Genomic DNA, 25,874 nt, shown 5'->3' on the forward strand with positions numbered 1-25,874 from the left:
AACATATCCGAAACGGATGCGTATGTAATGTATGCAAGTCTTATGCGTGCTTTTTAATGGCACATGGACTAAGTGATTTAAGAAAGGATTGGCTCTCATATGGATTGCAACTCGGCCGTCTCTTTAATGCATGAATGTTTGGATGAGTCGTTGTCCCCGGCCCAGAAGGTTGAACTGAAAAGTCACCTTGTGATCTGTCCGGATTGTCGCATGCGCTTTAAAGAGTTGGAACAGACGGAAATGCTACTCTTTGCCATGAAACACTATTCACCGTCTGCCTCTGATGAGCTGACCAATCGAATTATGAATGCTCTGCCCCAGCCCAAGAGACAGCAAGCATGGCTCAAATGGGTCAAAGGACATCCCGCGCTGACGGCGGCAGCCTTCTTTTTGGTCGTGATGCTCTTTAGCGCCTTGAATTTCTGGAATCAGAATAACGAAATGGTTGTTAAGGGAAATAATCTGGACCAGATCGTGATTCAGGGTAACACGGTTATTGTTCCTGAAGGTAAGTCTATTGCTGGCGATCTTACGATAGAAAATGGAACCGCACAAGTATATGGTGATGTGAACGGCAATCTGACGGTTATCGACGGACAACTGTTTCAGGCTTCAACGGCGCATATTTCTGGTCAGGTGAAAAGTATTGATCAGGCGCTGGACTGGTTCTGGTACAAAATAACCAATATGGTAAATGAAGTGGCTTATCGCTAGAACAGGGTAAAATCTTCAATGGTATATACCAAGCAGGGTACCTCCAGATTGCATGGGGTACTCTTTTTTTATACGAAACTTTGTAATTAATGGTAAATGTGATGTTTATGTGCAGTTTGAGACTGCCGTAACTTGCAACCTGAACGTTAACGTTATAACCTAGATACTAAAGAGAACATACTACTACATATAGATACGCATTTTGCACAAATCGAATGATGCAGAAATGCGGAGACAAAGGATTATATAAAATCCTAATGGGTTAATATGAGATCAGGGTTTACTCATCAATGGGGATAGCGGGGGCTGGCTTATGAATTATTTTGCTGACTTAACGTGGACAGAGTCCATTAAGGACGTTATCGATATATTGATCGTTACCTATATTATGTACAAACTGATTTTACTTGTGCGGGGGACACGTGCAGTTCAGCTCCTGAAAGGGATTCTGTTCCTTGTGCTGATCTGGGCATTAAGTACGTGGCTAAACCTGTATACGCTCAAATGGTTAATGAACCAGATGTTTACGTTTGGTGTCGTTGCGGTGTTCATTATCTTTCAGCCGGAACTGCGTCGTGGTCTGGAGCAATTGGGACGCGGTAAGCTGTTTGGACGTTCAGCGGCAGCGAGTGATGAAGAATTAACGGTGTTAATTGGTGAGATTATTAAGTCTGTTAATTATTTGTCACGGCGTAAAATTGGCGCATTGGTCGTATTTGAACGTGAGACGGGTCTGAACGATTACACGGAATCGGGCATTAAGATGCACTCACTGGTCAGCTCGGAGCTGATGATTAACATCTTTATTCCAAATACACCGCTCCATGATGGAGCCGTCATTATACAAGGGAAACAGATATCGGCGGCAGCCTGTTATTTGCCATTATCAGAGAATCCGTTTATCAGTAAGGAATTGGGAACGCGTCACCGTGCAGCAATCGGGATTACCGAAGTTGCAGATGCGATCTGTTTGGTTGTCTCCGAGGAGACAGGACAAGTGTCACTTGCAATGAATGGACAGGTCGTTCGTGATATTAAGGAAGAATCGCTGATTGCCAAACTGTATGAGGAGTTGCGCCCTACATCCAATCTGAAAAAGAATGGCTGGACAACCTTCTGGAAACGGAAGGGAGGACGTAACAATGGATAAATGGTTTAACAATAATAACTTTGCCAAAATACTTGCGCTTGCGGTGAGCCTGCTGCTCTGGTTCATGATTCATCTGGATGAAGTACCAACCACCCCTACAATTACAACAGGGACAACCAACAAGGTTGTGGAACGTACGGTTCCTGTTCAACCTTATGGATTAGACAGCAACAGCTATGTGCTTACTTCATTAAGTACGGATGAGGTCCGGCTGGAGATCAAAGGACAGCGCTCGATGCTAACATCGATTTTTACGAATGACGATTACAAGGTACTGGTCGATCTGAGTCAGGTGAAAGATGGGTCCAATACACTGCCACTCGTACCTGATTTGCCTTCCGGGGTAGAAGTGGTCAGCATGGAACCTTCCATGGTTACGGTGAATGTAGAAAAATTGGGCACCAAATCCTTCAATGTGAATATTGTATCCGAAGGGGAACCATCCGCCGGATACAGCGCTGGAACGCCCGTAATTGAACCTTCGACGCCGGTTAAGGTAACTCTGCCTGAAGGGCAACTCGAGGCTGTAGCGAAGGTCCAGGGCAGTGTGAACGTGAAAGATGCCAAGGAAGATGTCATACAGAAAAAAGTGAAACTTCAAGCATACGATGCTGAAGGCAAGGTCCTTGAAAATGCGATTATAACGCCTCAAACGGTTGAAGTCCGAGTTCCGGTCAATCAGCCCTATACATCTGTACCCTTAAGAATCAAATATTCGGGACAGCTTCCGGAAGGCCTGGTACTCTCCACGGTAGAGCCAAGCGTGAAAGAAGTCTCGGTTTATGGATCAGAGGATGCGCTTGCGGGTATACAGTCCTACGACCAAGTAACCCTTGATCTAACACAGTTTGATCAGTCGGGTACATCGACAGTTAACGTGGACTTGACGCCGCCTTCCGGTTTTGAGAAAATCGAGCCTAGTTCGATTCAGATCAAGGTAACCATATCACCATTTGACGAGGCAGAGGAGACAACCAAAGTCTTTCCGAACGTGCCCATCACACTTACTGGTGCGGGGAATGGACTGGAAGGGACGCTGGTTACGCCTCGAAGCGGCGGTCTGAACCTTACACTTACAGGCTCAGCAAGTATGCTTGAGGGTCTGAGTAGTGATGATCTCACGTTGACCGGGGATCTTGCTGGACTTGCGGTCGGAACGCACGAGATCAAGCTTGAAGCCGACCTGCCCCGTTATGCCAAACTGGATGAATCATCCAATGCTCTGAGTGCAACGGTCAAAATTAGCGAAAAGACTGAAGACACCGCAACTACTCCTAGCGAAGATCCGACTGACGAGGGAACCGTATCACCTGACCCTTCACCAGCCGAGGTCGAAAACGGGGAAACGGAGCCTGTTCCTGATGAAGAAGAAACGGAATCGAATACGGATACTCAGGATCAGGGCCAACAGGGGAGCACAAGCAGTCGAGGTAATTTAAATAATAATAACAGCGGTACTGGCAGTAAAAGTGGCGCGAATCCGTAAACGTTCTAATTTTAAAATTCTCAAAAAATAATAATAGTGCTCGTATATGATGCGAATAGAAGGAGTTAAATCATGGGTAAATATTTTGGTACAGACGGTGTAAGAGGGGTTGCCAATAAAGAGTTAACGGCAGAGCTGGCTTACAGCATTGGACGTTGTGGTGGTTACGTGCTTGCAGGTGGTGTGGAAAGACCAAAAGTGGTTATCGGCATGGATACTCGTATCTCGGGATTGATGTTGGAATCCGCACTTGTTGCAGGTCTGTTGTCCATTGGCGCTGATGTGATTCGTCTGGGCGTTGTATCCACTCCGGGAGTGGCGTATATCTCACGTTTGTTGAAAGCTGACGCGGGCGTGATGATCTCGGCTTCCCACAATCCGGTTGAGGATAACGGAATTAAGTTCTTTGGTGGAGATGGCTTCAAGCTGTCTGATGAAACAGAGAACCGGATTGAAGAGCTGATGGATGCGGAGACAGATCAATTGCCACGGCCAGTTGGTGGCGGTCTGGGTACCGTGACGACGGATGAAGAATCCCGTTATCGTTACCTCGATTTCCTGAAAACAACAGTAAATGAGTCGTTCTCTGGTCTTAAAATTGTTTTGGACTGTGCAAACGGAGCAGCTTATGAGCTGGCACCGAAATTGTTCAGTGAACTTGGTGCAGAAGTCATTGCCATTGGCGCTGAACCTAACGGCCTGAATATCAATGAGCAATGTGGATCAACTCATCCAGAGAACCTGAAACAAGAAGTGCTCAAACATAAAGCAGATCTGGGTCTTGCTTTTGACGGGGATGCGGATCGTCTGATTGCTATTGATGAGACAGGCGCTGAGGTGGATGGAGACTTCATTTTGTGTATCTGCGGTGATGCGATGAATCGTGCAGGCAAGTTGAAGGACAGTACTGTTGTATCGACCGTTATGAGTAACATCGGATTCTATAAAGCAACGGAGAAACTTGCACTGAAAACAGCTAAAACGGCAGTGGGTGACCGTTATGTGATGGAGGAAATGCGTCGCGGCGGTTATAACTTGGGTGGAGAGCAATCTGGCCATGTTATTTTCCTGGATTACAATACAACCGGAGACGGTATGTTGACTGCGATTCAACTCGTGGACACACTCAAGGCTTCCGGTAAAAAACTGAGTGAGCTCAAAGCGTTGATGACCCAGTACCCACAAGTACTGGTGAATGTGCGTGTTGAAGATAAGAGCAAATACGAGGGTAATGCTGCAATCGAGCAAGCCATTACTACAGTAGAACAACAACTCGGCGATAATGGACGTGTACTCGTTCGTGCTTCAGGTACTGAATCTCTGATCCGTGTTATGGCGGAAGGACCAGATAAAGACGAACTTGAACAATTTGTGTCTCAAATCGCAGATGTAGTGCAAAAAGAACTGGTATAAGACTGGAAGCAATCCCTTGTGCATACGGTTTTCTTAAGAGAATTGTTGTGTATAAAGGGTATGATATAACAGGATTTAGGACATATAGTGCGTGTTCAAAAAGTCTGGTTTTCAGTACCGAGAAGATGGAATGAAGATAGAAATGGAGTAGCGGAGCGTAGGGAAACTACGTGAACAACGGACATTTCGGCTGAATTTCATATTCGATGCTGATTATGCCAATAGGCATGATTCGTAATCAAAAGCGGACTTTTTGAATTTCCTCTTAATATTCCTGCGTCCCGGCCTGATGAGACCATAGGTCCGTTTATCCGGTCGGGATTGTGGGTAAATATGCTGAAATTGTCACAGGTACTTTGCTCCATTGCAAAATGGACCTGACGTGCATATAATGAGTGGAGTCGTCATTCAGACACAGAAAGTGAGGAACGTAAGGTTACAGTTACACAAGCGCCAGAGCTTGAAGTTGCGCGGGATGATGTTGATCAGGATTTCTTCTAGGTTGAAGAACGACTGATTAAGATCAACGGCAATCAAGCTGACGAGGTGGAGGTGTTCGGATTGTTCGGCGGGGACCTCCCGGTGAAGCACCAGAGCCGTAAACCGGATTGCGGAAAATGGATGGGTGACTGTCCACACAACGCGCCGGTGCAGGTGCAAGAGTTAAACTAAAATTAAAATGAATGTGCGTGAAGAGCGTAAACAGTACGCGGACGGGAAAATGATGTACATTCATGATTGCATTCATAACAGCTTATGATGACTGCGGGGCGACACGAGGTCGCTCTGATCATTGATAATTGAATAAGTACCAAGTATTCATGAAACGCTAGGCAATCACTCATTTTTCCGATGTGCCGCCTCTGCCTGTTTCTCTTCGTGACACAGTATTCATATACAAACGGAGGAAATAAATTATGTGCGGTATTGTTGGATATATTGGTAATAAGAACACTCAATCGGTATTGGTTGAAGGGTTGAAGAAACTTGAGTATCGTGGTTATGATTCTGCAGGTATTGCGGTATTCACACCCGAAGGTCTGCAAATCACGAAAGCTCTTGGTCGCCTTGCGAACCTTGAAGCCAAGCTGGATGGTGCACCACTGGTAGGTAATGCCGGAATCGGACACACACGTTGGGCAACTCATGGTAAACCATCGGATGAGAACTCTCATCCACACACGGATGGAAGCCAGAAGTTCTCTGTTGTGCATAACGGTATTATAGAGAACTACCTGGATCTGAAGGACGAATTGATGGCTCAAGGTCACACGTTCACTTCCGAGACAGATACTGAGGTTATCTCTCACCTGATCGCACGTGAATACAATGGTGATATCGTCAAAACAGTACAAAAAGTGATCACGTTGTTGCGTGGCGCATTTGCATTGGGTGTATTGACAGAGCATGAGCCTGAGAAACTCGTAGCTGTGCGTCAAGCAAGTCCATTGATTATTGGTATTGGTGAAGGCGAGAACTTCATTGGTTCCGACATCCCGGCAATTCTGGAACATACACGTAACGTGTACATTCTGAATGATGGTGAAATGGCTGTATTGACACATGATGCTGTCGAATTGATGACGATTGAAGGCAACTTTATTTCTCGGGAAATGATTCGTGTCGATTGGGATGCTGTAACCGCAGAAAAAGGCGGATTTGAGCACTTCATGCTGAAAGAAATTCATGAGCAACCAAAAGCATATCGTGATACAATGCTGGGTCGCATCGATAATGAAGGTAAAAAAGTTCAACTTCCTGAGTTGAAGATGACTGAAGAACAAATTAAAAATATCCGTAACGTTCAAATCATTGCATGTGGTACAGCGTACCATGCAGGTCTGGTTGGACGTACAGTGATTGAGCAATTGGTACGTATTCCGGTTGAAACAGATGTGGCTTCCGAGTACCGTTACCGTTCCCCAATCGTGCACAAAGATACACTCGTAATCGTAGTGAGCCAATCCGGTGAAACTGCCGATACGCTTGCTGCATTGCGTGAAGCACAATCCAATGGTGCACATGTACTGGCAATCACTAACGTAGTGGGTAGCTCCATTGCACGTGATGCAGATGATGTTATCGCAACTTTGGCAGGTCCTGAAATTGCAGTAGCTTCTACCAAAGCGTATACTTCACAGTTGATCGCGTTTAACTTGCTTGGTCTGTACCTTGCACAAGTTCGTGGTACACAATCTGCTGAAGAGATTGCACACACGCTGGCAGCGATGCAAGCATTGCCTGAGCAAGTGGAATCCATGTTGGAGCAAGCCGAAGCAATCAAAGGATATGCAGAGCAAATCTCCAAACATGAACATCTCTTCTTCATTGGCCGTGGTCTTGACTATGCAGTAGCTCAAGAAGGATCTTTGAAGCTGAAAGAGATCTCTTATATTCACTCCGAGGCGTATGCTGCGGGTGAGTTGAAACACGGTACGCTTGCATTGATCGAAGACGGTATCCCTGTTATTGCCCTGGCAACGCAGGAGAATGTACTTGAGAAAACAGTGAGCAACATTAAGGAAGTAAAAGCACGTGGCGCAGATGTATTGGCAATTACGTACGAAGAGCACGTAGCACCATTGCTGAAATCCGTAGACCAAGCGTTTGCGATTCCTAAGACGTTGCCACTGCTTAGCCCTGCTTTGTCTGTTGTTGCGCTGCAATTGCTGGCATACTATGCTTCCCTGGCACTGGGTCATGATGTGGATAAACCACGTAACCTGGCGAAAAGTGTAACGGTTGAATAAGGTATTCTGTATAAATTAGTTTATTGTCTAGTGATAAATAAGTGTAGAACCATTAACAAAAGTATGGAATTACACTAACTGTTGTCCAATGACATGGATAATGGGTTAATCAATAGATTTAGTAAACTAATAAAGTATGAACAAAATAATGGTCCTGATGACTCTAAGTCATCAGGACTTTTTTGATGTTTCAGGAGGGTGGTTCAAAATATTAGAACCACCTTATTTGTGTTTGTGCATTGCAAATTGCGGTCATTCATTGAACGAAAACTCACCCATATTATAGAGTACCTTAGGAAGAGTATCTTTTTGTAATTCTCACATTTGAAATACTCTTCGTGCACGAATGTAATCAACTTCTTAAATAAAGTCATTAAAATTAGCAACTCGAAAGTGTCAATATATCCCCAAGAAGGATGCGGGTCGGGCATAAAAGATCATTTGAACAATAAAGGAAGATGACTAAACGTGACTGGTACATCCTTCAGCTACGCACAAAATGGTATGCCAAGAAGCGTCAACGTGCTCGATGGAGGAGCATATTACACGAAATGAAATCATTGTCCGTTCAATTCGGACTCAGAACGCGATTGTAATCTGCATGTAAATAATGAAGGACATCGGAAAGCAAATGAGGGAAAACCTTACGTACAGTTTGATGAAGAGGAGCAGAAAATATTTGCCCTTTACTCTAACAGAGGTGCAGAGAAGAAGGCGTGATACAAAACTATGCCGGCTGCCATCCGTGCGGACGCTGCGGCCAGTTTCCAGCCAGGCTTTCAGAAATTGGTCAGGTAATCATGTTAAGTTATTACAAAGTGCAAGGAATCGGAACACCGACAAAGAATACTTACAGGGAATATATACCAATTTATCCTATTCCATGGCTGAATGTCAACACCTCGATTGATGCCAAACCATTCCCACGTTTCTTCTCCATTCACTCTTTTTAGCGAAGATTGTTAACACATTATGTTTTATGAACCAAATTTAACAATATAATGACTATATTTAACAAAAAAATCACTATACATTCTTGTAAATTTTGTTATAATTCAACCTAGGTCTTATTCCCTATTATTCTAATAAATGGAATTGTAGGGTTTTTTATACCCATCCAAGCTGTGTGCGAAAGACCAGTATACTGGCTAACCAACAAGCCGGCATGCGGGGACCAACAATTGTGGAAAATGACAGCCTAGAATATGTTGCTCCATGACGTCAGAAGGTTCAGAAAGGAAGGTTCAGAAAGATGGAGCCAACCTTATCCCAATTCCGATGGAGGATGAAGTGAGTGAGCATTTTTGAAAAGCTGGAATCCAACGTAAGATCTTACTGCAGAAGCTTTCCGGTGGTATTCGACCGGGCCAAGGGAGACCTTTTATATTCTGAGGACGGAAGAGCATATATTGATTTCTTTGCAGGTGCCGGGGCACTCAATTACGGCCATAACAACGATTATATTAAAGACCGGGTTCTCGATTACTTGACCTCCGACCGGATTATGCACGGTCTGGATATGTATACAATGGCCAAGCGTGAATTCATCCAGAGCTTCTCGGAGCGGATCCTGGAGCCGAAGAAGCTGAATTACAAGCTTCAATTCTGCGGTCCAACAGGGACGAATGCGGTGGAAGCGGCCCTGAAGCTCGCACGCAAGGCGAAGAAGAGAAGTGGAATATTTGCATTCATGGGTGGCTTCCACGGCATGTCGCTCGGCAGTCTGTCGGCGACAAGCTCCAAGTCCATGAGAGAAGGGGCGGGGCTTCCTCTGGACGGAGTTACGTTCATGCCGCACCCGAGCGGGGCTTTCGCAGAAATGGATACGCTCGGTTATATCGAGAATATCCTGACTGATTCGCACTCCGGAATCGACAAGCCGGCCGCGATCCTGCTTGAAACGGTACAAGCCGAAGGCGGAATTCACGTTGTCGACGCGCAGTGGCTACGCGAGCTGCAGAAGCTTTGCCGCAGACACGATATTCTGCTCATTACAGACGAGATTCAAGTAGGATGCGGCCGGACAGGCGAATTCTTCTCCTTCGAACGTGCGGGGATCGAGCCGGATCTCATTACCCTGTCGAAGTCGATCAGCGGATACGGCCTGCCAATGTCCCTGCTGCTGCTGAAGCCCGAACTGGATATCTGGACGCCGGGCGAGCACAACGGCACCTTCCGCGGCAACCAGCTGGCTTTTGTGGCCGCGAAGGCTGCTCTCGAGTTCCGGGACAGAACCGAACTGGAAGCTCAGGTGAAACAGAAGGAAGAGTTTGTGCGCTCGTTCCTTGATCAAGAAATCAAGCCTCTGCATCCGTCCATCGCCATCCGCGGACTCGGCCTGATCTGGGGCATTGACGTCTCGGGGTTCATGGATGAAGCCGGGGCGAAGCGGGTGACGGATATCAGCTTCGACAACGGGCTCATCATTGAAAGAGCTGGCAGAGGAGACTGTGTGCTGAAGATCATGCCTCCGCTGACCGTCTCGATGGAGCATCTGGCTGCCGGCTGCGACATTATCAAGTCCAGTATGCAGCAGGTGATCTCTCAGGAGACCAAGGATTTGCTAGTTACGACCTAAGCTTGGCCAAGCCGATGGCCGCCCCCGGCAAGAGGCACGAAAGTGCCTTCCGGAGGGCGTGCGGACTTGATGTTAAGGTAGCGCTTTCACCTCAGTGGAAGACTTTCTCCTCATGCTACCTGCGGTAACGTCAATCAACATGGACTTCTCCGCCAAGGGCAGTCCCGTTTGTGCCATACGGAGCGTTCCTTGAGTCTCATGCAGTACCCTCGTTAAATTTAATCGTCAGGAAAAGCTCACTACCCCGCAGCCGAATCTTTACTTATCCACACCAGGGCTGTGGGGGAATAAGCAAATCGTACATAGAGTGTATCAATACCCCTTAAACATAGGCTTCGTCAAAGGCAGCTCGGGTGCCAAATCAGGAATTACGGTCGACTTCCTGCTGGACGGCCGGAACCCTGCGGCAAGCCTTACATCGACAGGAGGTACATTCCTTGTCGTTTATCCCCAAATCCAATTCCAAACCCTATGTTAAACCAAATCCCGTCTTCGGGTGGCTCGTCTGCAGCAAGCATATTGAAGCAGAGAAGTCCGAGCATCTCTTGCGTAGAACAATGCTTGTTGTTGTCCTTTACGCATGGGAGCCGAGCGGGACAGCTGCTAGGCAGAGGATTGCCGCATGCGATCAACTGGGCAATCCAAGCGGTGACATGGCGCAAGCCATTAATATTGTTGTCAGATGTTTGAAAAGGAGATGAGCGAGGCTGGAGTGTTGCTTTGGCATATGCTCCGCCGGATTGCTTTTACCGATGAAGAGAGGGGAACGATCCAGATGGCTTTTGAAAAAGAAACGTTGTTTTGGAACGAAAAATTCGGTAGTGACGATTATACCTTGACGCGGTTGCCTTACAGCAAAGCTCCAAACTCCCTGGTGCCCAATGTGAAAACCGTTGGCGGTTCGCTTTCGGAGGAAGCGGCGCAGCGCGTCCTTCAAATGAGCAAGGGTACTCCGCTGGCCGCTTTTATGATTTTGCTCGCCGGTGTTCAGGCACTCTTGCATAAATATACAGGCGCTTCAGACATTCTGGTCGGCATGCCGGTTGTGCCGAAAAAGGGGGAGACGCGTCGATCCGTTAATCATACGGTCATTTTGAAAAACTCGCTTTCGGTGGGGGCAACTTTTAAAACGCTTCTGAGCGAACTGAGGACTTCCTTGCCGGAAGCCATTCAGCATCAACATATTCCGTTCTTGAAAATGACGGAGAAGCTGGATCTGCAATATGCAGAAGGGATACCCTTCGTCCATACGCTAGTATCCCTTAATGAGCTGCATCTGGACGAAATTGGGCAAAACGTGGTCACGGACTGTTCCTTTGAATTCAGTTTAACCGACGGGACGATACAGCTAGCGCTGTCATATAACGAGCACTTATATGACTCCGAGTTCATGAATCGGGTCGTCGGCCATCTGAATCGCCTGCTGTCCGTGGGGCTTCATGAGCTGGAGCTGGACATCGTGCGAGCGGACATGCTGTCGGAGGACGAAAAATTTCAATTACTGCAAAGCTTTAACGATACCGAGAAGGACTATCCTCGTGATCGGACGATTCATCAGCTTGTGGAGGAGCAAGCGAAGCGTGTGCCCGAGGCGACGGCGGTTGTTTTTGAGGGGCAGCGGCTTTCATATGCAGAGTTGAACAAACGGGCAAACCAACTGGCGCGTACGCTACGATCGGTCGGTGTGCTGCCCAATCAGTTGGTAGGCTTGATGGTCAGGAGATCGCTGGAGACGGTCATTGGCATTCTGGCGGTTCTGAAAGCTGGCGGTGCCTACGTGCCGATCGACCCGGAGTACCCGGAAGAACGTATCCGCTACATTCTGGAGAACTCGAACGCGCAGCTGCTATTGACTCAAAGAGAGCTGTTACAGCAAGTCCCGTTCGAAGGGACCGTATTGGCGCTAGATGACAAACAAGCCTATAGCGACGATGGCTCCAACCTGGAGGCGGCCAGTGGTCCAAACGATCTTGCTTATGTCATTTATACGTCAGGTACAACGGGCAAACCCAAAGGGGTTATGCTGGAGCATCGTGGTTTGGTCAGTTTGAAGCTGATGTTCGCAGACAGGCTGGGCATCACGGAGCATGACCGGATCGTTCAATTTGCCAGCTTGTCCTTCGACGCATCCTGCTGGGAAGTGTTCAAAGCACTCTATTTTGGCGCGGCTTTGTACATCCCGACGGCCGAAACAATTCTCGACACTCGTCTGTTCGAGAGTTATATGAACGAGCATGCGATTACGGCGGCGATTTTGCCTCCAACATACAGCGCTCATTTGAACCCGGACCGTCTTCCCAGCTTAACAAAGCTTGTAACCGGAGGTTCGGCGGTATCGGCCGAATTCGTGCAGCAGTGGAAAGCAAAGGTTCACTATTTCAATGCTTACGGTCCTACCGAAGCTTCGATTGTTACGACGCTTTGGGATGCGGATGAGCAGCAGCCGGAGCGCAGAGTTATTCCGATTGGGCGCCCGCTGGCTAATCATCAGATTTTTATTTTGGATGCCCACCTGCAACTTGTGCCTCCGGGAGTGGACGGCGAGCTGTGCGTGGCAGGCGTGGGACTTGCGAGAGGTTACCTGAACCAACCGGAGCTGACGGCAGAGAAGTTCGTGGAACATCCGTTTGCGCCGGGAGAACGCCTTTACCGGACAGGAGATCTCGCCCGCTGGCTGCCGGACGGTAATATGGAGTACTTGGGCCGGATCGACCATCAGGTGAAAATCCGTGGATTCCGAATCGAGGTCGGTGAGATTGAAGAGCAGCTTCTGCAGATCAACTCGGTGCAGGAGACGATTGTGATCGCGCGGGAAGGCAAAAGCGGGCAAGAACTGTGCGCTTACCTGGTCGCGAGTCTCCCTCTTACGCTCGGCGAGCTGAGAAGCGCGCTGGCGCAAAAATTGCCGAATTACATGATTCCGGCACATTTTGTTCAGCTTCCGCGGATGCCACTCACGCCGAACGACAAAATCGATCGTAAAGCTTTACCTGCCCCGGAAGGAAACGCACTGACCGGCGGCGCGTACGTAGCTCCTCGCAATGAAGCTGAGCGAACGCTTGCTGCTGTGTGGCAGGCGGTATTGAACGCCGATCGTGTTGGGGTAACGGATCATTTCTTTGAGCTCGGCGGAGACTCGATCAAGTCCATTCAAGTATCTTCGCGGCTTCATCAAGCCGGGTACAAGCTGGAAATCCGGGATTTATTCAAATATCCGACGATTTCACAGCTCAGCCTGCATGTGAAACCGATCAGACGTACCATCGATCAAGGCGAAATAACGGGTGAAACGGCTTTGACACCGATTCAGCATTGGTTTTTCGAGAGTTCCTTTGCGGACCCGCATCATTTCAACCAGTCGGTGATGTTTTATCGGAAGGTACGCTTCAACGAAGAGACAGTGTATCAGGTGCTGCAAAAGCTGGCCGAGCATCATGATGCCTTGCGCATGGTGTTCTGCAAGACGGAACAAGGGTTTAGTGCGTTAAACCGAGCGATTCAGGATGGTGGGCTGTTCACGCTGGACGTGTTCGACTTTAAGGATGCGGAGAATCCCACGCAGGTTGTGGAAGCGAAGGCAACGGACATTCAAGCAGGCATCGATCTGGAGAACGGGCCCCTCATGAAGGCGGGACTGTTCCAGTGCGAGGACGGAGATCATATGCTGCTCGCGGTTCATCATGCTGTGGTAGACGGCGTGTCTTGGCGCATTTTGATGGAGGATTTCGCTCTAGGTTACGAGCAGACTGGAAAAAGCGAGGAAATTCGTTTCCCGGCGAAAACAGATGCGTACCGCACTTGGTCCGAGCAGCTGGCTGCTTACGCGCAAAGTCCGGAGATGACAAAGGAACGGGCCTATTGGCAGGCCGTGGAACAAATGGAGGTTCTGGCCGTGCCGAAGGATATGGAGGCGGACGTTACGACGCAGCAGGACAGCGAATCGCTGTTTGTCCGTTTGACTCCTGAAGAAACGGAGCTGCTACTGAAGCGGGTTCACCGTGCCTACAACACTGAAATGAATGATATTTTGGTAACGGCGCTCGGAATAGCCTTACACAAATGGACGGGGTACGAACGGGTGCGGATCAATCTCGAAGGACACGGACGTGAATCAATCGGAACGGATATCGACATCACGCGTACAGTGGGCTGGTTTACGACCAAGTTTCCGGTCGTACTGGAGCCGGAAACCGACCGAGATTTGGCCTATCAGATTAAACAGGTCAAGGAAAACTTGCGCCGCATTCCGAACAAGGGGCTTGGGTACGGGGTATGCCGCTATCTCTCCAAATCGGAGGATGGCTTGGTTTGGGGCGCAGAGCCGGAAATTAACTTTAACTACCTCGGTCAGTTCGACGATGATGTCAACCAGGACGAGATCGGCATATCTTCTTATTCCAGCGGCAGCCCGGCTAGCGACCGGCAGGCCCGTAGCTTTGTGCTGGATATCAACGGCATGGTGCTGGACGGCGCTTTATCGCTCGATCTCAGCTACAGCCGGAAGCAGTATCGCAAGGAAACGATGGAAGCCTTCGCTCAGGGGCTTGAGCAAAGTCTCCGAGACATCATTATCCACTGTGCAGGTAAAGAAAACACTGAATTGACGCCGAGCGACGTGCAATTTAAAGGATTGACCATTGCCCAATTGGAGCAAATCCCCCAGCGCTCCGGCCATCTTGGGGAAATCGAAAATATTTACTCGCTTACGCCGATGCAGAAGGGCATGTGGTTCCACAGCGCGCTTGACCGGCAAACGGCAGCTTACTTTGAGCAGACGCGGTTTACGATGCGGGGAGCGCTCGACGTCCAGCTTTTTGAGAGGAGTTGGATGGAACTTGCGAAACGTCATCTGGTGCTGCGGGCGAATTTTGTGAAAGGACCGGCGGGCGAGCCGTTGCAAATCATATACCGCGACAAGCCGGTCGGTTTTGAATATGAAGAGCTGCTTCATTTGCAGGTGGACGAGAAACAAGCTTACTTGGATAAAAAGGCCGAGGAGGACAAGCTTCGCGGCTTCGACATGGAACATGACGCGCTCGTTCGGTTCACGATCCTGCGCACCGAAGAGCAAAGCTATCATGTACTGTGGAGTTTCCAACATATTTTGATGGACGGCTGGTGCCTGGCTCAGCTGATGCAGGAGCTGTTTGAGGCATACTCGGCCTTGGCATCCGGCGAGCAGTCAGCGGGAGATAAGGGATCGGATTATGGCGCCTATATCGAATGGTTGGAGAAACAGGACGATCAGGCGGCATTAGCCTATTGGATGGGATTCCTGGCAGGTTATGAAGGGCAAACCGTACTCCCGGGACAAAAGGAACTGGCGCCCAACGGCAGATTTACGGCTGATCACGTCACCGCCGAGCTGGGCAAGGACTTGAGCGAGCGGATGGACCGTGTGGCGAAACAGCGCCTGGTTACGGTCAATACACTGTTGCAAGCTATTTGGGGCGTGATGCTGCAAAAATATAACGGAACAAACGATGCCGTATTCGGCAGCGTCGTGGCCGGAAGACCGGCGGAAATCCCGGGCATTGAGTCCATGATCGGGCTGTTCATCAATACGGTGCCAGTCCGGGTTACGAGCGAAGCGGACACCGTGTTCGCCGACCTGATGGCGAAGCTTCAAGAGCGGGCGCTGGAGTCCGGGCGTTATGATTACTATCCGCTGTATGAAATTCAGGCCCGCAGCGTGCAAAAGCAGAACCTGATCAACCACATCATCGCTTTTGAGAACTATCCGGTGGACGAGCAGATGGAGCAGGCGGGGGACCAGCAGCACGGCGACCTGACGATCGCTGATGTTCAGATGGAGGAGCAGACAAACTATAACTTCAACGTCACCGTGGTGCCGGGAGACGAGATTGAAATTCGGTTCGACTTTAACGCCGAAGTGTTTGATAAAGATAGTATTGAGCGGCTTAAGGGGCATCTCGTTCATTTGCTGGAACAGGTGGCGGATAACCCGGAAATTACCGTGGGCGAGCTGGAACTTGTGACGGAGGCGGAAAAGGCTGACCTTCTCGGAAGTTTTAATGACACCACCACGGAATTTCCGCGCGGGAAAACGCTCATTCAATTGTTCGAAGAGCAGGCGGAGCGCATCCCGGATGCAGCTGCCATCTCCTTGAATGGGCAAGAGCTGACCTACCGCGAGCTGAACGAACGCGTTAACCGCCTTGCTCGTACCTTGCGTAGCCACGGGATATCCAAAGGTCGTTTGGTCGCCATTATGGCTGAGCGTTCCATCGAAATGGTGGTGGGTATGCTGGCGGCACACAAAGCCGGTTCGGCTTACGTACCGATTGACCCGGAATATCCCGAGGAGCGTATCCGTTTCTTGATCGAGGATTCGGGTGCGCAGGTTATGCTGACGCAAAGCCGATTGCGCGAGCGCCTGGCGGGTTCGGACTCCGTGATTTTACTGGATGACGAGTCCTTCTATCACGAGGACCGCACAAATCTAAATCCGGGTAACGAAGCGACAGATCTGGCTTGCATCATCTATACGTCAGGCACGACGGGCAAGCCAAAAGGCAACCTTGTTTCACACCGCAATATCGTGCGGATCGTGCGCAATACGAATTATATCGACATCACTGAGCGGGACCATGTCCTCCAGCTTTCGAGCTATTCGTTCGACGGAGCGATTTTTGATATTTTCGGCGCTTTGACCAACGGGGCACGGCTGGTGCTGGTTCCCCACGAGACTTTGCTGGAAATCGGCCAGCTGGCGGATCTCATCCAGCGTGAGCGAATCTCGGTCATGCTGATTACGACGGCTTTCTTCAACGTCCTTGTGGATGTGAACGTCGACTGCCTGCGGGATGTCCGGGCGATTTTGTTCGGAGGAGAGCGCGTATCGGTCGGCCATGTGCGTAAAGCACTCGCTCATATCGGACCGGGCAGGCTCAACCACCTGTACGGCCCATCGGAAAGCACGGTTTATACCACGTATCTTCCAGTCGACTTTGTCGATGAGTCCGCGGTTACCGTACCCATCGGACGGCCGATCAGCAATACGACGGTGTATATCGTCGACAGCCAGAATAAACTTCTGCCGATCGGCGTGGCCGGGGAGCTTTGCGTCGGCGGAGAAGGCTTGGTAGGGGGCTACAATAACCGGCCGGAGCTGACGGCGGAGAAATTTGTGGACCATCCGTTTGTGCAGGGAGAGCGCATGTACCGGACAGGGGATTTGGCGAAATGGCTACCGGACGGCACGATTGAATACGTGGGGCGGACAGATGACCAAGTGAAAGTCCGCGGCTTCCGTATTGAGCTGGGCGAGATCGAAGCTCAGCTTCAGAAAGTGGAGGGAATTCGGAAAACGACGGTATTCGCGCGGGAAAACACCTCCGGAGAGAAGCAGCTTTGCGCCTATTATGAGGCGGACCGTGATCTTCCGGCGGCTGAGCTGAAGAGCGTGCTTTCCCAGGAACTGCCGGCCTATATGATCCCGGCTTACATGATCCAGTTGGAGCGGCTCCCGCTGACAACGAACGGCAAGGTCGACCGCCGCTCCCTCCCGGCACCTGAGGAGAGCCTGCAGCCGGGCGAAGGACGTACTCCGCCTCGGACTCCGTTGGAAGCCAGCTTGGCTGAAATATGGAAAAGCGTGCTTGGATTGGAGCACATCGGAGTTCATGACAACTTCTTTGACTTGGGCGGCCATTCCCTGCGGGCAACGACACTGGTGAGCAAGGTGCATCAGGAGTTGAACGTCGAGTTGCCTCTCCGCGACGTATTCCGCTACTCAACGATCGAAGAGATGGCTCTCGCCCTCTCCCGGATTGAAGAGCAGTTGTTCTCGTCGATTCCGCTGGCAGATGAAAGAGCGTATTACCCACTTTCCTCAGCTCAGAAGCGGCTGTTTATCCTGAATCAGCTGGAAGGAGCCGATCAGAGCTACAACATGCCGGGTGTGCTGCTGCTCGAAGGATCGATTGACCATAGCCTGCTGGAGAAAGCTTTCCGCGGACTGATCAAACGTCATGAAACGCTGCGAACCGGATTTGAGATCGTACAAGGCGAAGCGGTACAGCGTATTTACGAGAGCGTTAATTTTGCCGTCGAGTGCCGTCATGCGAACGAGGAAGAAGCGTCTGCAGTCGTGCAGGCTTTTATCCGACCTTTCGACTTGGCGAAGCCACCGTTGCTGCGTGCCGAGCTCGTAGAGCTGGCAGCCGATCGTTATTTACTGATGTTTGACATGCACCATATCATCTCCGACGGGGTTTCGATGGACGTGTTTGTTGAGGAACTCGTTCGTCTGTATGGGGGTGAGTCATTAGAGCCTTTGCACATTCAGTACAAGGACTATGCGGTATGGCAGCAATCGGACGAGCAAAAAGTGCAATTGAAACGCGAGGAAGCTTACTGGCTGGACCGTTACCGGGGCGAGCTGCCGGTTCTGGAAATGCCAACGGACTATCCGCGTCCTGCTGTACAGAGCTATGAGGGACATACGCTGACGTCCTTCGTGGATGAGGCAACGAACGAAGGCTTGAAGCAGCTGGCCGCTCAAAGAGGAACGACGCTATATATGGTGTTGCTTGCCGCATATACCGTGCTTTTGCATAAATACACAGGTCAGGATGATTTGATCGTTGGCACGTCAATTGCGGGCAGAACGCACGGCGACATGCAGCCTTTGATTGGAATGTTCGTCAACACGCTGGCGATCCGCAATTATCCAGCTTCGGAGAAGACCTTCCTGTCGTATTTGGAAGAAGTGAAAGAAACGACCTTAGGCGCTTATGAGCATCAGAATTATCCGTTCGAAGAACTCGTCGATAAAGTGCAGGTTAGCCGGGATTTGAGCCGCAACCCGCTGTTTGACACGATGTTCTCCCTGCAAAACCTGGAGGAGTCAGAGTTTGAGCTGGAAGGGCTGAAATTGTCCCCGTACCCTAGCGAATATGGTATGGCCAAGTTCGATCTGAGTGTGGATGTTACGGAAGAAAATGGCGGGCTGGAGTGCAACTTTGAATTCGCAACGGCTCTTTATAAAGAAAGCACGATCCGGCAGCTGTCGATTCATTTTGGACATTTGCTTGCGGCGATCGTAAGCTGTCCGAATGCAAAGATCGCTGAGCTGAACTTGTTGACGGCAGATGAAAAAGAGAAAATTCTCGGCGAGTTCCACCCGGCGCAATCGGAAGTGGCTCCTGTGGCCGCGTTCCACCGGCTGTTTGAGAAACAGGCAGAACGCACGCCGGAAGCGGAGGCCGTAGTGTATGAAAATAACCGCCTAACGTACGCGGAGCTGAACGAGCGGGCGAATCGCTTGGCGGCTACGCTGCGCGGAAGCGGCATTGGCCGGGAGGAGATTGTTGGCATTCTCGCCGAGCGTTCGGTGGACCTGCTGGTGGCCATGATGGCCGTCTGGAAAGCAGGCGGGGCATATGTGCCGCTTGATCCGGATTATCCAGTGGACCGTGTGCGGTTCATGCTTGAAGACAGCGGAGCGAAGGTGCTACTGACGCAAACACCGCTGCGAGAGCGTGCTGAAGCCTGGCTCAGCGAAGAGGAACTGGCACTGGCGACGGTGCTGTATCTCGACGAAGAAACGTCGTACAGCGAAGACCGGGAGAATGCAACGCTTAGCTCCAGCATGGTTTCCGATCCAGTCGCCGGCAAGCTAACGGGGGCTGTGAACGGTAGAGATGAGAGCCATTCGAAGGTTGTGGGCATGGACAGCTTCCATGAAGCTCGTCCAGAGGATTTGGCCTATGTGATCTACACGTCGGGGACGACAGGCAAGCCGAAGGGTGTAATGATCGAGCACCGCAGCTTGGTGAACACGGCGGCGGGCTACCGGCGGGAATACCGGTTGGATCAGTTCCCTTTGCGGCTGCTGCAACTCGCGAGCTTCTCATTTGACGTGTTCGTGGGCGATATCGCTCGCACGTTGTATAACGGAGGCACCATGGTCATTGTACCGAAGGACGATCGGATTGATCCGTCTCGTCTGCACTACTGGATAGAGCGGGAGCAAGTGTCGATCTTTGAATCAACACCAGCACTGATCGTACCGTTCATGGAGTACGTGCATGAGCAGGGGTTGGAATTAAGGGGTATGGAGCTGTTGATCACAAGCTCGGACAGTTGCAGTGTGGCGGATTACCGTACCTTACAGGAACGGTTCGGCTCGTCGTTCCGCGTTATTAACGCCTACGGTGTGACGGAAGCTGCGATCGACTCCAGCTTTTATGACGAGGAGTTGGCGAAACTGCCGCAGACAGGTCATGTGCCAATCGGCAAAGCGTGGCTGAATACGAAGTTTTACATCTTGGATGCGTACCTGAACCCGGTGCCTGTCGGGGTGCTGGGCGAGCTGGTCATCGGCGGCGTTGGGGTAGCACGTGGGTACTTGAACCGTCCAGAGCTGACGGAAGAGAAGTTTGTAGACAGTCCTTTCACCGAGGGTGAGCGGTTGTATCGCACGGGAGACTTGGCACGGTGGATGGAAGACGGCAACGTGGACTTCATCGGGCGGATTGACAACCAGGCAAAAATCCGGGGCTACCGGATCGAGACGGGTGAGATCGAGTCGCAGCTGCTGCGGGTGGAAGGTGTACGCGAAGCGGTGGTGCTGGTTCAAAGTGATGCGAACGGGCAGAAGGCGCTATGTGCTTATTACACGCCGGAGACCGGTGCGGAGCTGTTGGTGAACGATCTGCGCAATGCGCTGGCACAGGAGTTGCCGGGTTACATGATCCCGTCGTACTTCGTGGAGCTGGAGCGTCTGCCGCTGACACCGAACGGCAAAATAGACCGGAAGGCGCTGCCAGCGCCGGAAGGAGAAGCGGGAAGTGGAACGCAGTACGTCGCACCACGCAATGAGCTGGAAATGAAGCTGGCGGTGATTTGGCAGGAAGTGCTGGGGCTTACGAAGGAGATTGGTGTTCACGACAACTTCTTCGACATCGGTGGCCACTCCCTGCGCGCGACAACGTTGGTCAGCAAGATTCATAAGGAGTTGAACGTGGATCTGCCGCTGCGCGACGTGTTCCGCCATTCCACGATCGAGAGCATGGCGTCCGTCATTTACCAGCTGGATGAGCAGACATTCGTTGCCATTCCGGTGGCGGATGACCGAGAGGTGTACCCGCAATCTTTTGCTCAAAAACGTCTCTTTATCCTGAACCAGCTGGAAGGTGCGGAGCTTAGTTACAACATGCCGGAAGCGATGCTGCTGGAGGGTGCTTTGGACCGGGCAAGGTTCGAAGAAACGTTCCGCAAGCTCGTGGCGCGGCATGAAATGTTGCGCACAGGGTTCGAAATGATGGATGGCGAAGCATCACAGCGAGTTTACCAGGATGTGAATTTTGCGGTGGAGTTCTATCAAGCGGATGAGCAAGAGGTCGAAGCGGTGGTTCACGGTTTCGTCCGTCCGTTTGACTTGGCTAAGCCACCGCTGCTGAGGGTAGGCCTTGTTGAGCTGGCTCCGGAACGCCATATTTTGATGTACGACATGCATCATATTATTTCTGACGGCGTTTCAATGGAAATCTTTGTTGAAGAATTCGTGCGCTTGTATGGTGGAGAGCAATTGGAGCCGCTGCGCATTCAGTACAAAGACTACACCGTTTGGCAGCATTCGCAGGAGCAGCAGGAACGGCTTCAGCATCAGGGGGCGTATTGGCTGGACATGTTCCAGGGCGAGCTTCCAGTGCTGGAAATGCCGACCGACTATCCACGTCCGGCTGTACAGAGCTATGAGGGCCAAACGATGGAGTTTTTCTTCGACGCTTCAAAAACCGACGGCCTGAAACGGCTGGCTTCGGAAACGGGCACGACGCTGTTTATGGTGCTGCTTGCGGCGTATAACGTGCTTTTGCACAAATATTCAGGTCAGGAAGACGTGATCGTTGGTACGCCAATTGCCGGAAGGAATCATGGAGATGTGCAGCCGTTGATCGGGATTTTCCTAAACACGCTGGCGATTCGCAGTTATCCGTCTTCGGAAAAAACATTCCTGTCATATCTGAACGAAGTCAAAGAAACAACTCTGCATGCCTTTGAGCATCAGAACTATCCGTTTGAACAATTGGTGGACAAGGTGCAAGTCACCCGTGATTTAAGCCGTAATCCGCTCTTTGATACGATGTTTACGATGCAAAATACGGAGAACGAACAATTTGAGCTGGAAGGGCTTCGCCTGATTCCTTATCCGAGCGTACTGGATACTGCGAAGTTTGATATCAGCTTGGATGTGGGCGAGGAGAACGGCGGGTTGGATTACAGCTTTGAATATGCGACGGCTCTTTACAAAAGGGAGACGATTGAACGGCTGGCAAAACATTATGAGCAGCTGCTCGTGACAATTGTAAACCGTCCCGATGCGAAGATTGCCGAGCTGAACTTGCTGACTGCAGAGGAAAAAGAACAAGTTCTCGGTGCGTTTAATCCAGCGCAGCTAGAACCGGCTCCTGTGGCGGCGTTCCACCAGCTGTTCGAGGAACAGGCGGAACGCACACCGGAAGCGGAAGCCGTCGTGTACGAGAACGATCGCTTAACGTATACGGAGCTGAACGAGCGGGCGAACCGCTTGGCGGCTGCGCTGCGCACAAGCGGTATCGGCCGGGAGTCAATCGTCGGCATTCTCGCCGAGCGTTCGGTGGACTTGCTGGTGGCCGTACTGGCCGTCTGGAAAGCGGGAGGGGCCTATGTACCGCTCGACCCGGATTATCCGGCGGACCGGGTGCGGTTTATGCTCGAAGACAGCGGAGCGAAGGTACTGCTGACACAAACGCCGCTGCGAGAGCGTGCCGAATCCTGGCTCGGCGAAGAGGAACTAGCACTGGAGACGGTACTGTATCTCGATGACGAAACGTCATACAGCGAAGACCGAGCGAATGCACCAATGGACTTCGGACAAGGCTCCTCCGGCGAGCTGACGGGTGCTGTGAACAGCGATGATCCGAGTCATCTGAAGGTTGCTGGCTTGGACAGCTTCCATGAAGCTCGTCCAGAGGATTTGGCCTACGTGATCTACACGTCAGGTACGACGGGTAAGCCGAAGGGTGTAATGATCGAGCATCGTAGTCTGGTGAACACGGCAGCGGGTTACCGACGGGAATATCGATTGGATCAGTTCCCGGTAAGGCTGTTGCAGCTCGCCAGCTTCTCGTTTGACGTATTCGTGGGTGATATCGCGCGGACGCTGTATAACGGAGGCACGATGGTGATTGTGCCTAAGGAGGACCGGATTGATCCGTCTCGTCTGCACCACTGGATGGAGCGGGAGCGGATCACCATCTTTGAATCGACGCCGGCACTGATCGTACCGTTTATGGAATATGTGCACGAACAGGGGCTGGATATAAGCGGGATGGAGCTGTTGATCACAAGCTCGGACAGTTGCAGTGTGGCGGATTACCGTACCTTACAGGAACGGTTCGGCTCGTCGTTCCGCGTTATTAACGCCTACGGTGTGACGGAAGCTGCGATCGACTCCAGCTTTTATGACGAGCAGTTGGCGAAACTGCCGCAGACAGGCCATGTGCCGATTGGCAAAGCGTGGCTGAATGCGAAATTCTACATCGTGGATGCACATCTGAACCCGGTGCCAGTCGGCGTGCTGGGTGAACTGGTTATCGGCGGAGTCGGCGTGGCGCGCGGGTACTTGAACCGTCCAGAGCTGACGGAAGAGAAGTTTGTAGACAGCCCTTTCACCACGGGTGAGCGGTTGTATCGCACGGGAGACTTGGCGCGGTGGATGGAAGACGGCAACATGGACTTCATCGGGCGGATCGATAACCAGGCAAAAATCCGGGGTTACCGGATCGAGACGGGTGAGATCGAGTCGCAGCTGCTGCGGGTGGAAGGTGTGCGCGAAGCGGTGGTGCTGGTTCGAAGTGATGCGAACGGTCAGAAGGCGCTGTGTGCATATTACACGCTGGAGACCGGTGCGGAGCTGTTGGTGAACGATCTGCGCAATGCGCTGGCACAGGAGTTACCGGGTTACATGATCCCGTCGTACTTCGTGGAGCTGGAGCGTCTGCCGCTGACACCGAACAGCAAAATAGACCGGAAGGCGCTGCCAGCGCCGGAAGGAGAAGCGGGAAGCGGAACGCAGTACGTCGCACCACGCAATGAGCTGGAAACGAAGCTGGCGGTGATTTGGCAGGAGGTGCTGGGGCTTGCGAAGGAGATTGGCGTGTACGACAACTTCTTCGACATCGGCGGTCACTCCCTGCGAGCGACAACGCTGGCAGGCAAGGTATTTAAGGAATTAAACGTCAACCTCCCGCTGCGTGACGTATTCCGTCACTCGACGATTTCGGCGATGGCCGAGGCGATCGCCCGGATGGAACGGCGGGAGCATGAGGCCATCCCTCAAGCGGAAGAGAGAGAGTACTACCCTCTGTCCTCCGCGCAGAAACGGCTGTTTATTCAGCACACGCTGGATGGAGCGGATCAACTTTACAACATGCCGGAACTGGTACAGGTGGAAGGCAAGTTTGATTTAGACCGGTTGGAAGCCGCATTGCGGAAACTGATAACACGGCATGAATCGCTGCGCACCGGTTTTGAAATGGTGAAAGGCGAAGCGGTTCAGCGGATTTACCCGCAGGTCGATTTTGCTATTGAGCATCATCAAGCGGATACAGAGGATGCAGCTCAAGTTGAGCAGATCGTCCGCAACTTCGTTCGTCCGTTTGATCTCGGCAAGCCGCCGCTGCTGCGCGCCGGAGTCATCGAACTGGAGCCGAACCGATATATTCTCCTTTTCGATATGCATCATATTGTGTCGGACGGCGTATCGATGGCGATTGTGATGGATGAATTCTCGCGTTTCTATGCCGGGGAAGAACTGCCGCCACTACGCATTCAATATAAGGATTATGCCGTTTGGCAGCAGTCGGAGGTTCACCGAGAGCGGATCGGGCAGCAGGAAGTGTACTGGCTGCAAACCTTTGAAGGCGAGCTGCCAACGGGGGATCTGCCGATGGACTACGAACGTTCTACAGTTCGCAACTACGAAGGCGCGCATCTGGAGTTCGATGTCGATGCTTCTCTCTCTGCGCGGCTGCGTGAATTGGCGGCCGAGCGTGGAAGCACGCTGTACATGGTACTGCTTGCGGCATATACCGTGATGCTGTCCAAGTACAGCGGGCAGGAAGACTTAATCGTGGGCACCCCGGTGGCGGGAAGAACTAACGCCGATTTGGAGCCGGTCATCGGCATGTTTGTTAATACACTGGCGCTCCGAAATCGTCCGTCAGGCGAAAAAACGTTCTTGTCCTACCTTGATGAAGTCAAGGAAACGGCTTTGGGAGCTTTTGAGAATCAGGATTATCCATTCGAGGAGCTCGTGGAGCGTTTGAATGTGAAGCGGGAGCCTGGCCGCTTCCCACTGTTTGATGCCGTTTTCGACTTGCAAAATATCGAAGAACGAGACGCCGAACTGGAAGGGGTCAGCCTGAAGAATTACGAGCTTGACCAACTGGAAGAAGCGAAGTTTGATCTGACGCTGTTTATGTATGAAAACGAAGGGGCGCTGAGCGGGGGCTTTTTCTACGCCACCAAACTGTTCAAAGAAACGATGATCCGCACCTTAACCGAGGATTACCTGCGGGTACTTTCTCAAATTGCGGAAAATCCACAACTTGAGCTAAGCCGGATTGAATGTCATAAACCGGCGGCAGGCGCAAAGAGTGCCGTCGATACGATCGAATTCGCGTTTTAATATTACAAGCGCGCTCCGCCGTCAAGCGAAAGTGGTGCGCATCCCAGGAAGACGTCGAACAACTTGCAAGTCCGTAAATCAAG

The 25,874-nt window shown here is 51.1% G+C and carries 7 protein-coding genes; all 7 read left to right on the top strand.

Going from position 1 to position 25,874, the window contains the following annotated elements; genetic code table 11:
• Nucleotides 1-99 precede the first annotated feature (99 nt).
• The 7 genes from NSQ38_RS09180 (at nucleotide 100) to NSQ38_RS09210 (ending at nucleotide 25,791) form a co-directional block, all read left to right on the top strand.
• Nucleotides 100-714 (top strand): zf-HC2 domain-containing protein, encoded by a 615-nt coding sequence (locus tag NSQ38_RS09180; protein ID WP_036614042.1) that lies wholly within the window; start codon nucleotides 100-102, stop codon nucleotides 712-714.
• A 313-nt stretch (nucleotides 715-1,027) separates the two neighbouring features.
• Nucleotides 1,028-1,864 (top strand): diadenylate cyclase CdaA, encoded by an 837-nt coding sequence (cdaA, locus tag NSQ38_RS09185; protein WP_017692119.1) that lies wholly within the window; start codon nucleotides 1,028-1,030, stop codon nucleotides 1,862-1,864.
• The gene (locus NSQ38_RS09190; RefSeq protein ID WP_339788676.1) at nucleotides 1,857-3,350 is read left to right on the top strand and encodes a CdaR family protein; all 1,494 of its coding nucleotides are present in this window, start codon (nucleotides 1,857-1,859) and stop codon (nucleotides 3,348-3,350) included. Before cdaA ends, NSQ38_RS09190 begins: the two co-directional genes overlap by 8 nt.
• Before the next feature lie 72 nt (nucleotides 3,351-3,422).
• Nucleotides 3,423-4,763 carry a phosphoglucosamine mutase gene (glmM, locus tag NSQ38_RS09195; protein WP_338588636.1) on the top strand — a complete coding sequence of 447 codons (1,341 nt, stop codon included), beginning with the start codon at nucleotides 3,423-3,425 and terminating at the stop codon, nucleotides 4,761-4,763.
• A gap of 917 nt (nucleotides 4,764-5,680) precedes the next feature.
• Nucleotides 5,681-7,513 (top strand): glutamine--fructose-6-phosphate transaminase (isomerizing), encoded by a 1,833-nt coding sequence (glmS, locus tag NSQ38_RS09200; RefSeq protein ID WP_076217241.1) that lies wholly within the window; start codon nucleotides 5,681-5,683, stop codon nucleotides 7,511-7,513.
• Between the two features lie 1,294 nt (nucleotides 7,514-8,807).
• On the top strand, nucleotides 8,808-10,091 hold the full coding sequence (gene ectB / locus NSQ38_RS09205) for a diaminobutyrate--2-oxoglutarate transaminase (protein WP_339788679.1): 1,284 nt from the start codon (nucleotides 8,808-8,810) through the stop codon (nucleotides 10,089-10,091).
• A 682-nt stretch (nucleotides 10,092-10,773) separates the two neighbouring features.
• On the top strand, nucleotides 10,774-25,791 hold the full coding sequence (locus tag NSQ38_RS09210) for an amino acid adenylation domain-containing protein (RefSeq protein WP_339788681.1): 15,018 nt from the start codon (nucleotides 10,774-10,776) through the stop codon (nucleotides 25,789-25,791).
• Nucleotides 25,792-25,874 lie beyond the last annotated feature (83 nt).

Source organism: Paenibacillus sp. FSL R7-0313 (assembly GCF_037969885.1).
Taxonomy (GTDB): domain Bacteria; phylum Bacillota; class Bacilli; order Paenibacillales; family Paenibacillaceae; genus Paenibacillus.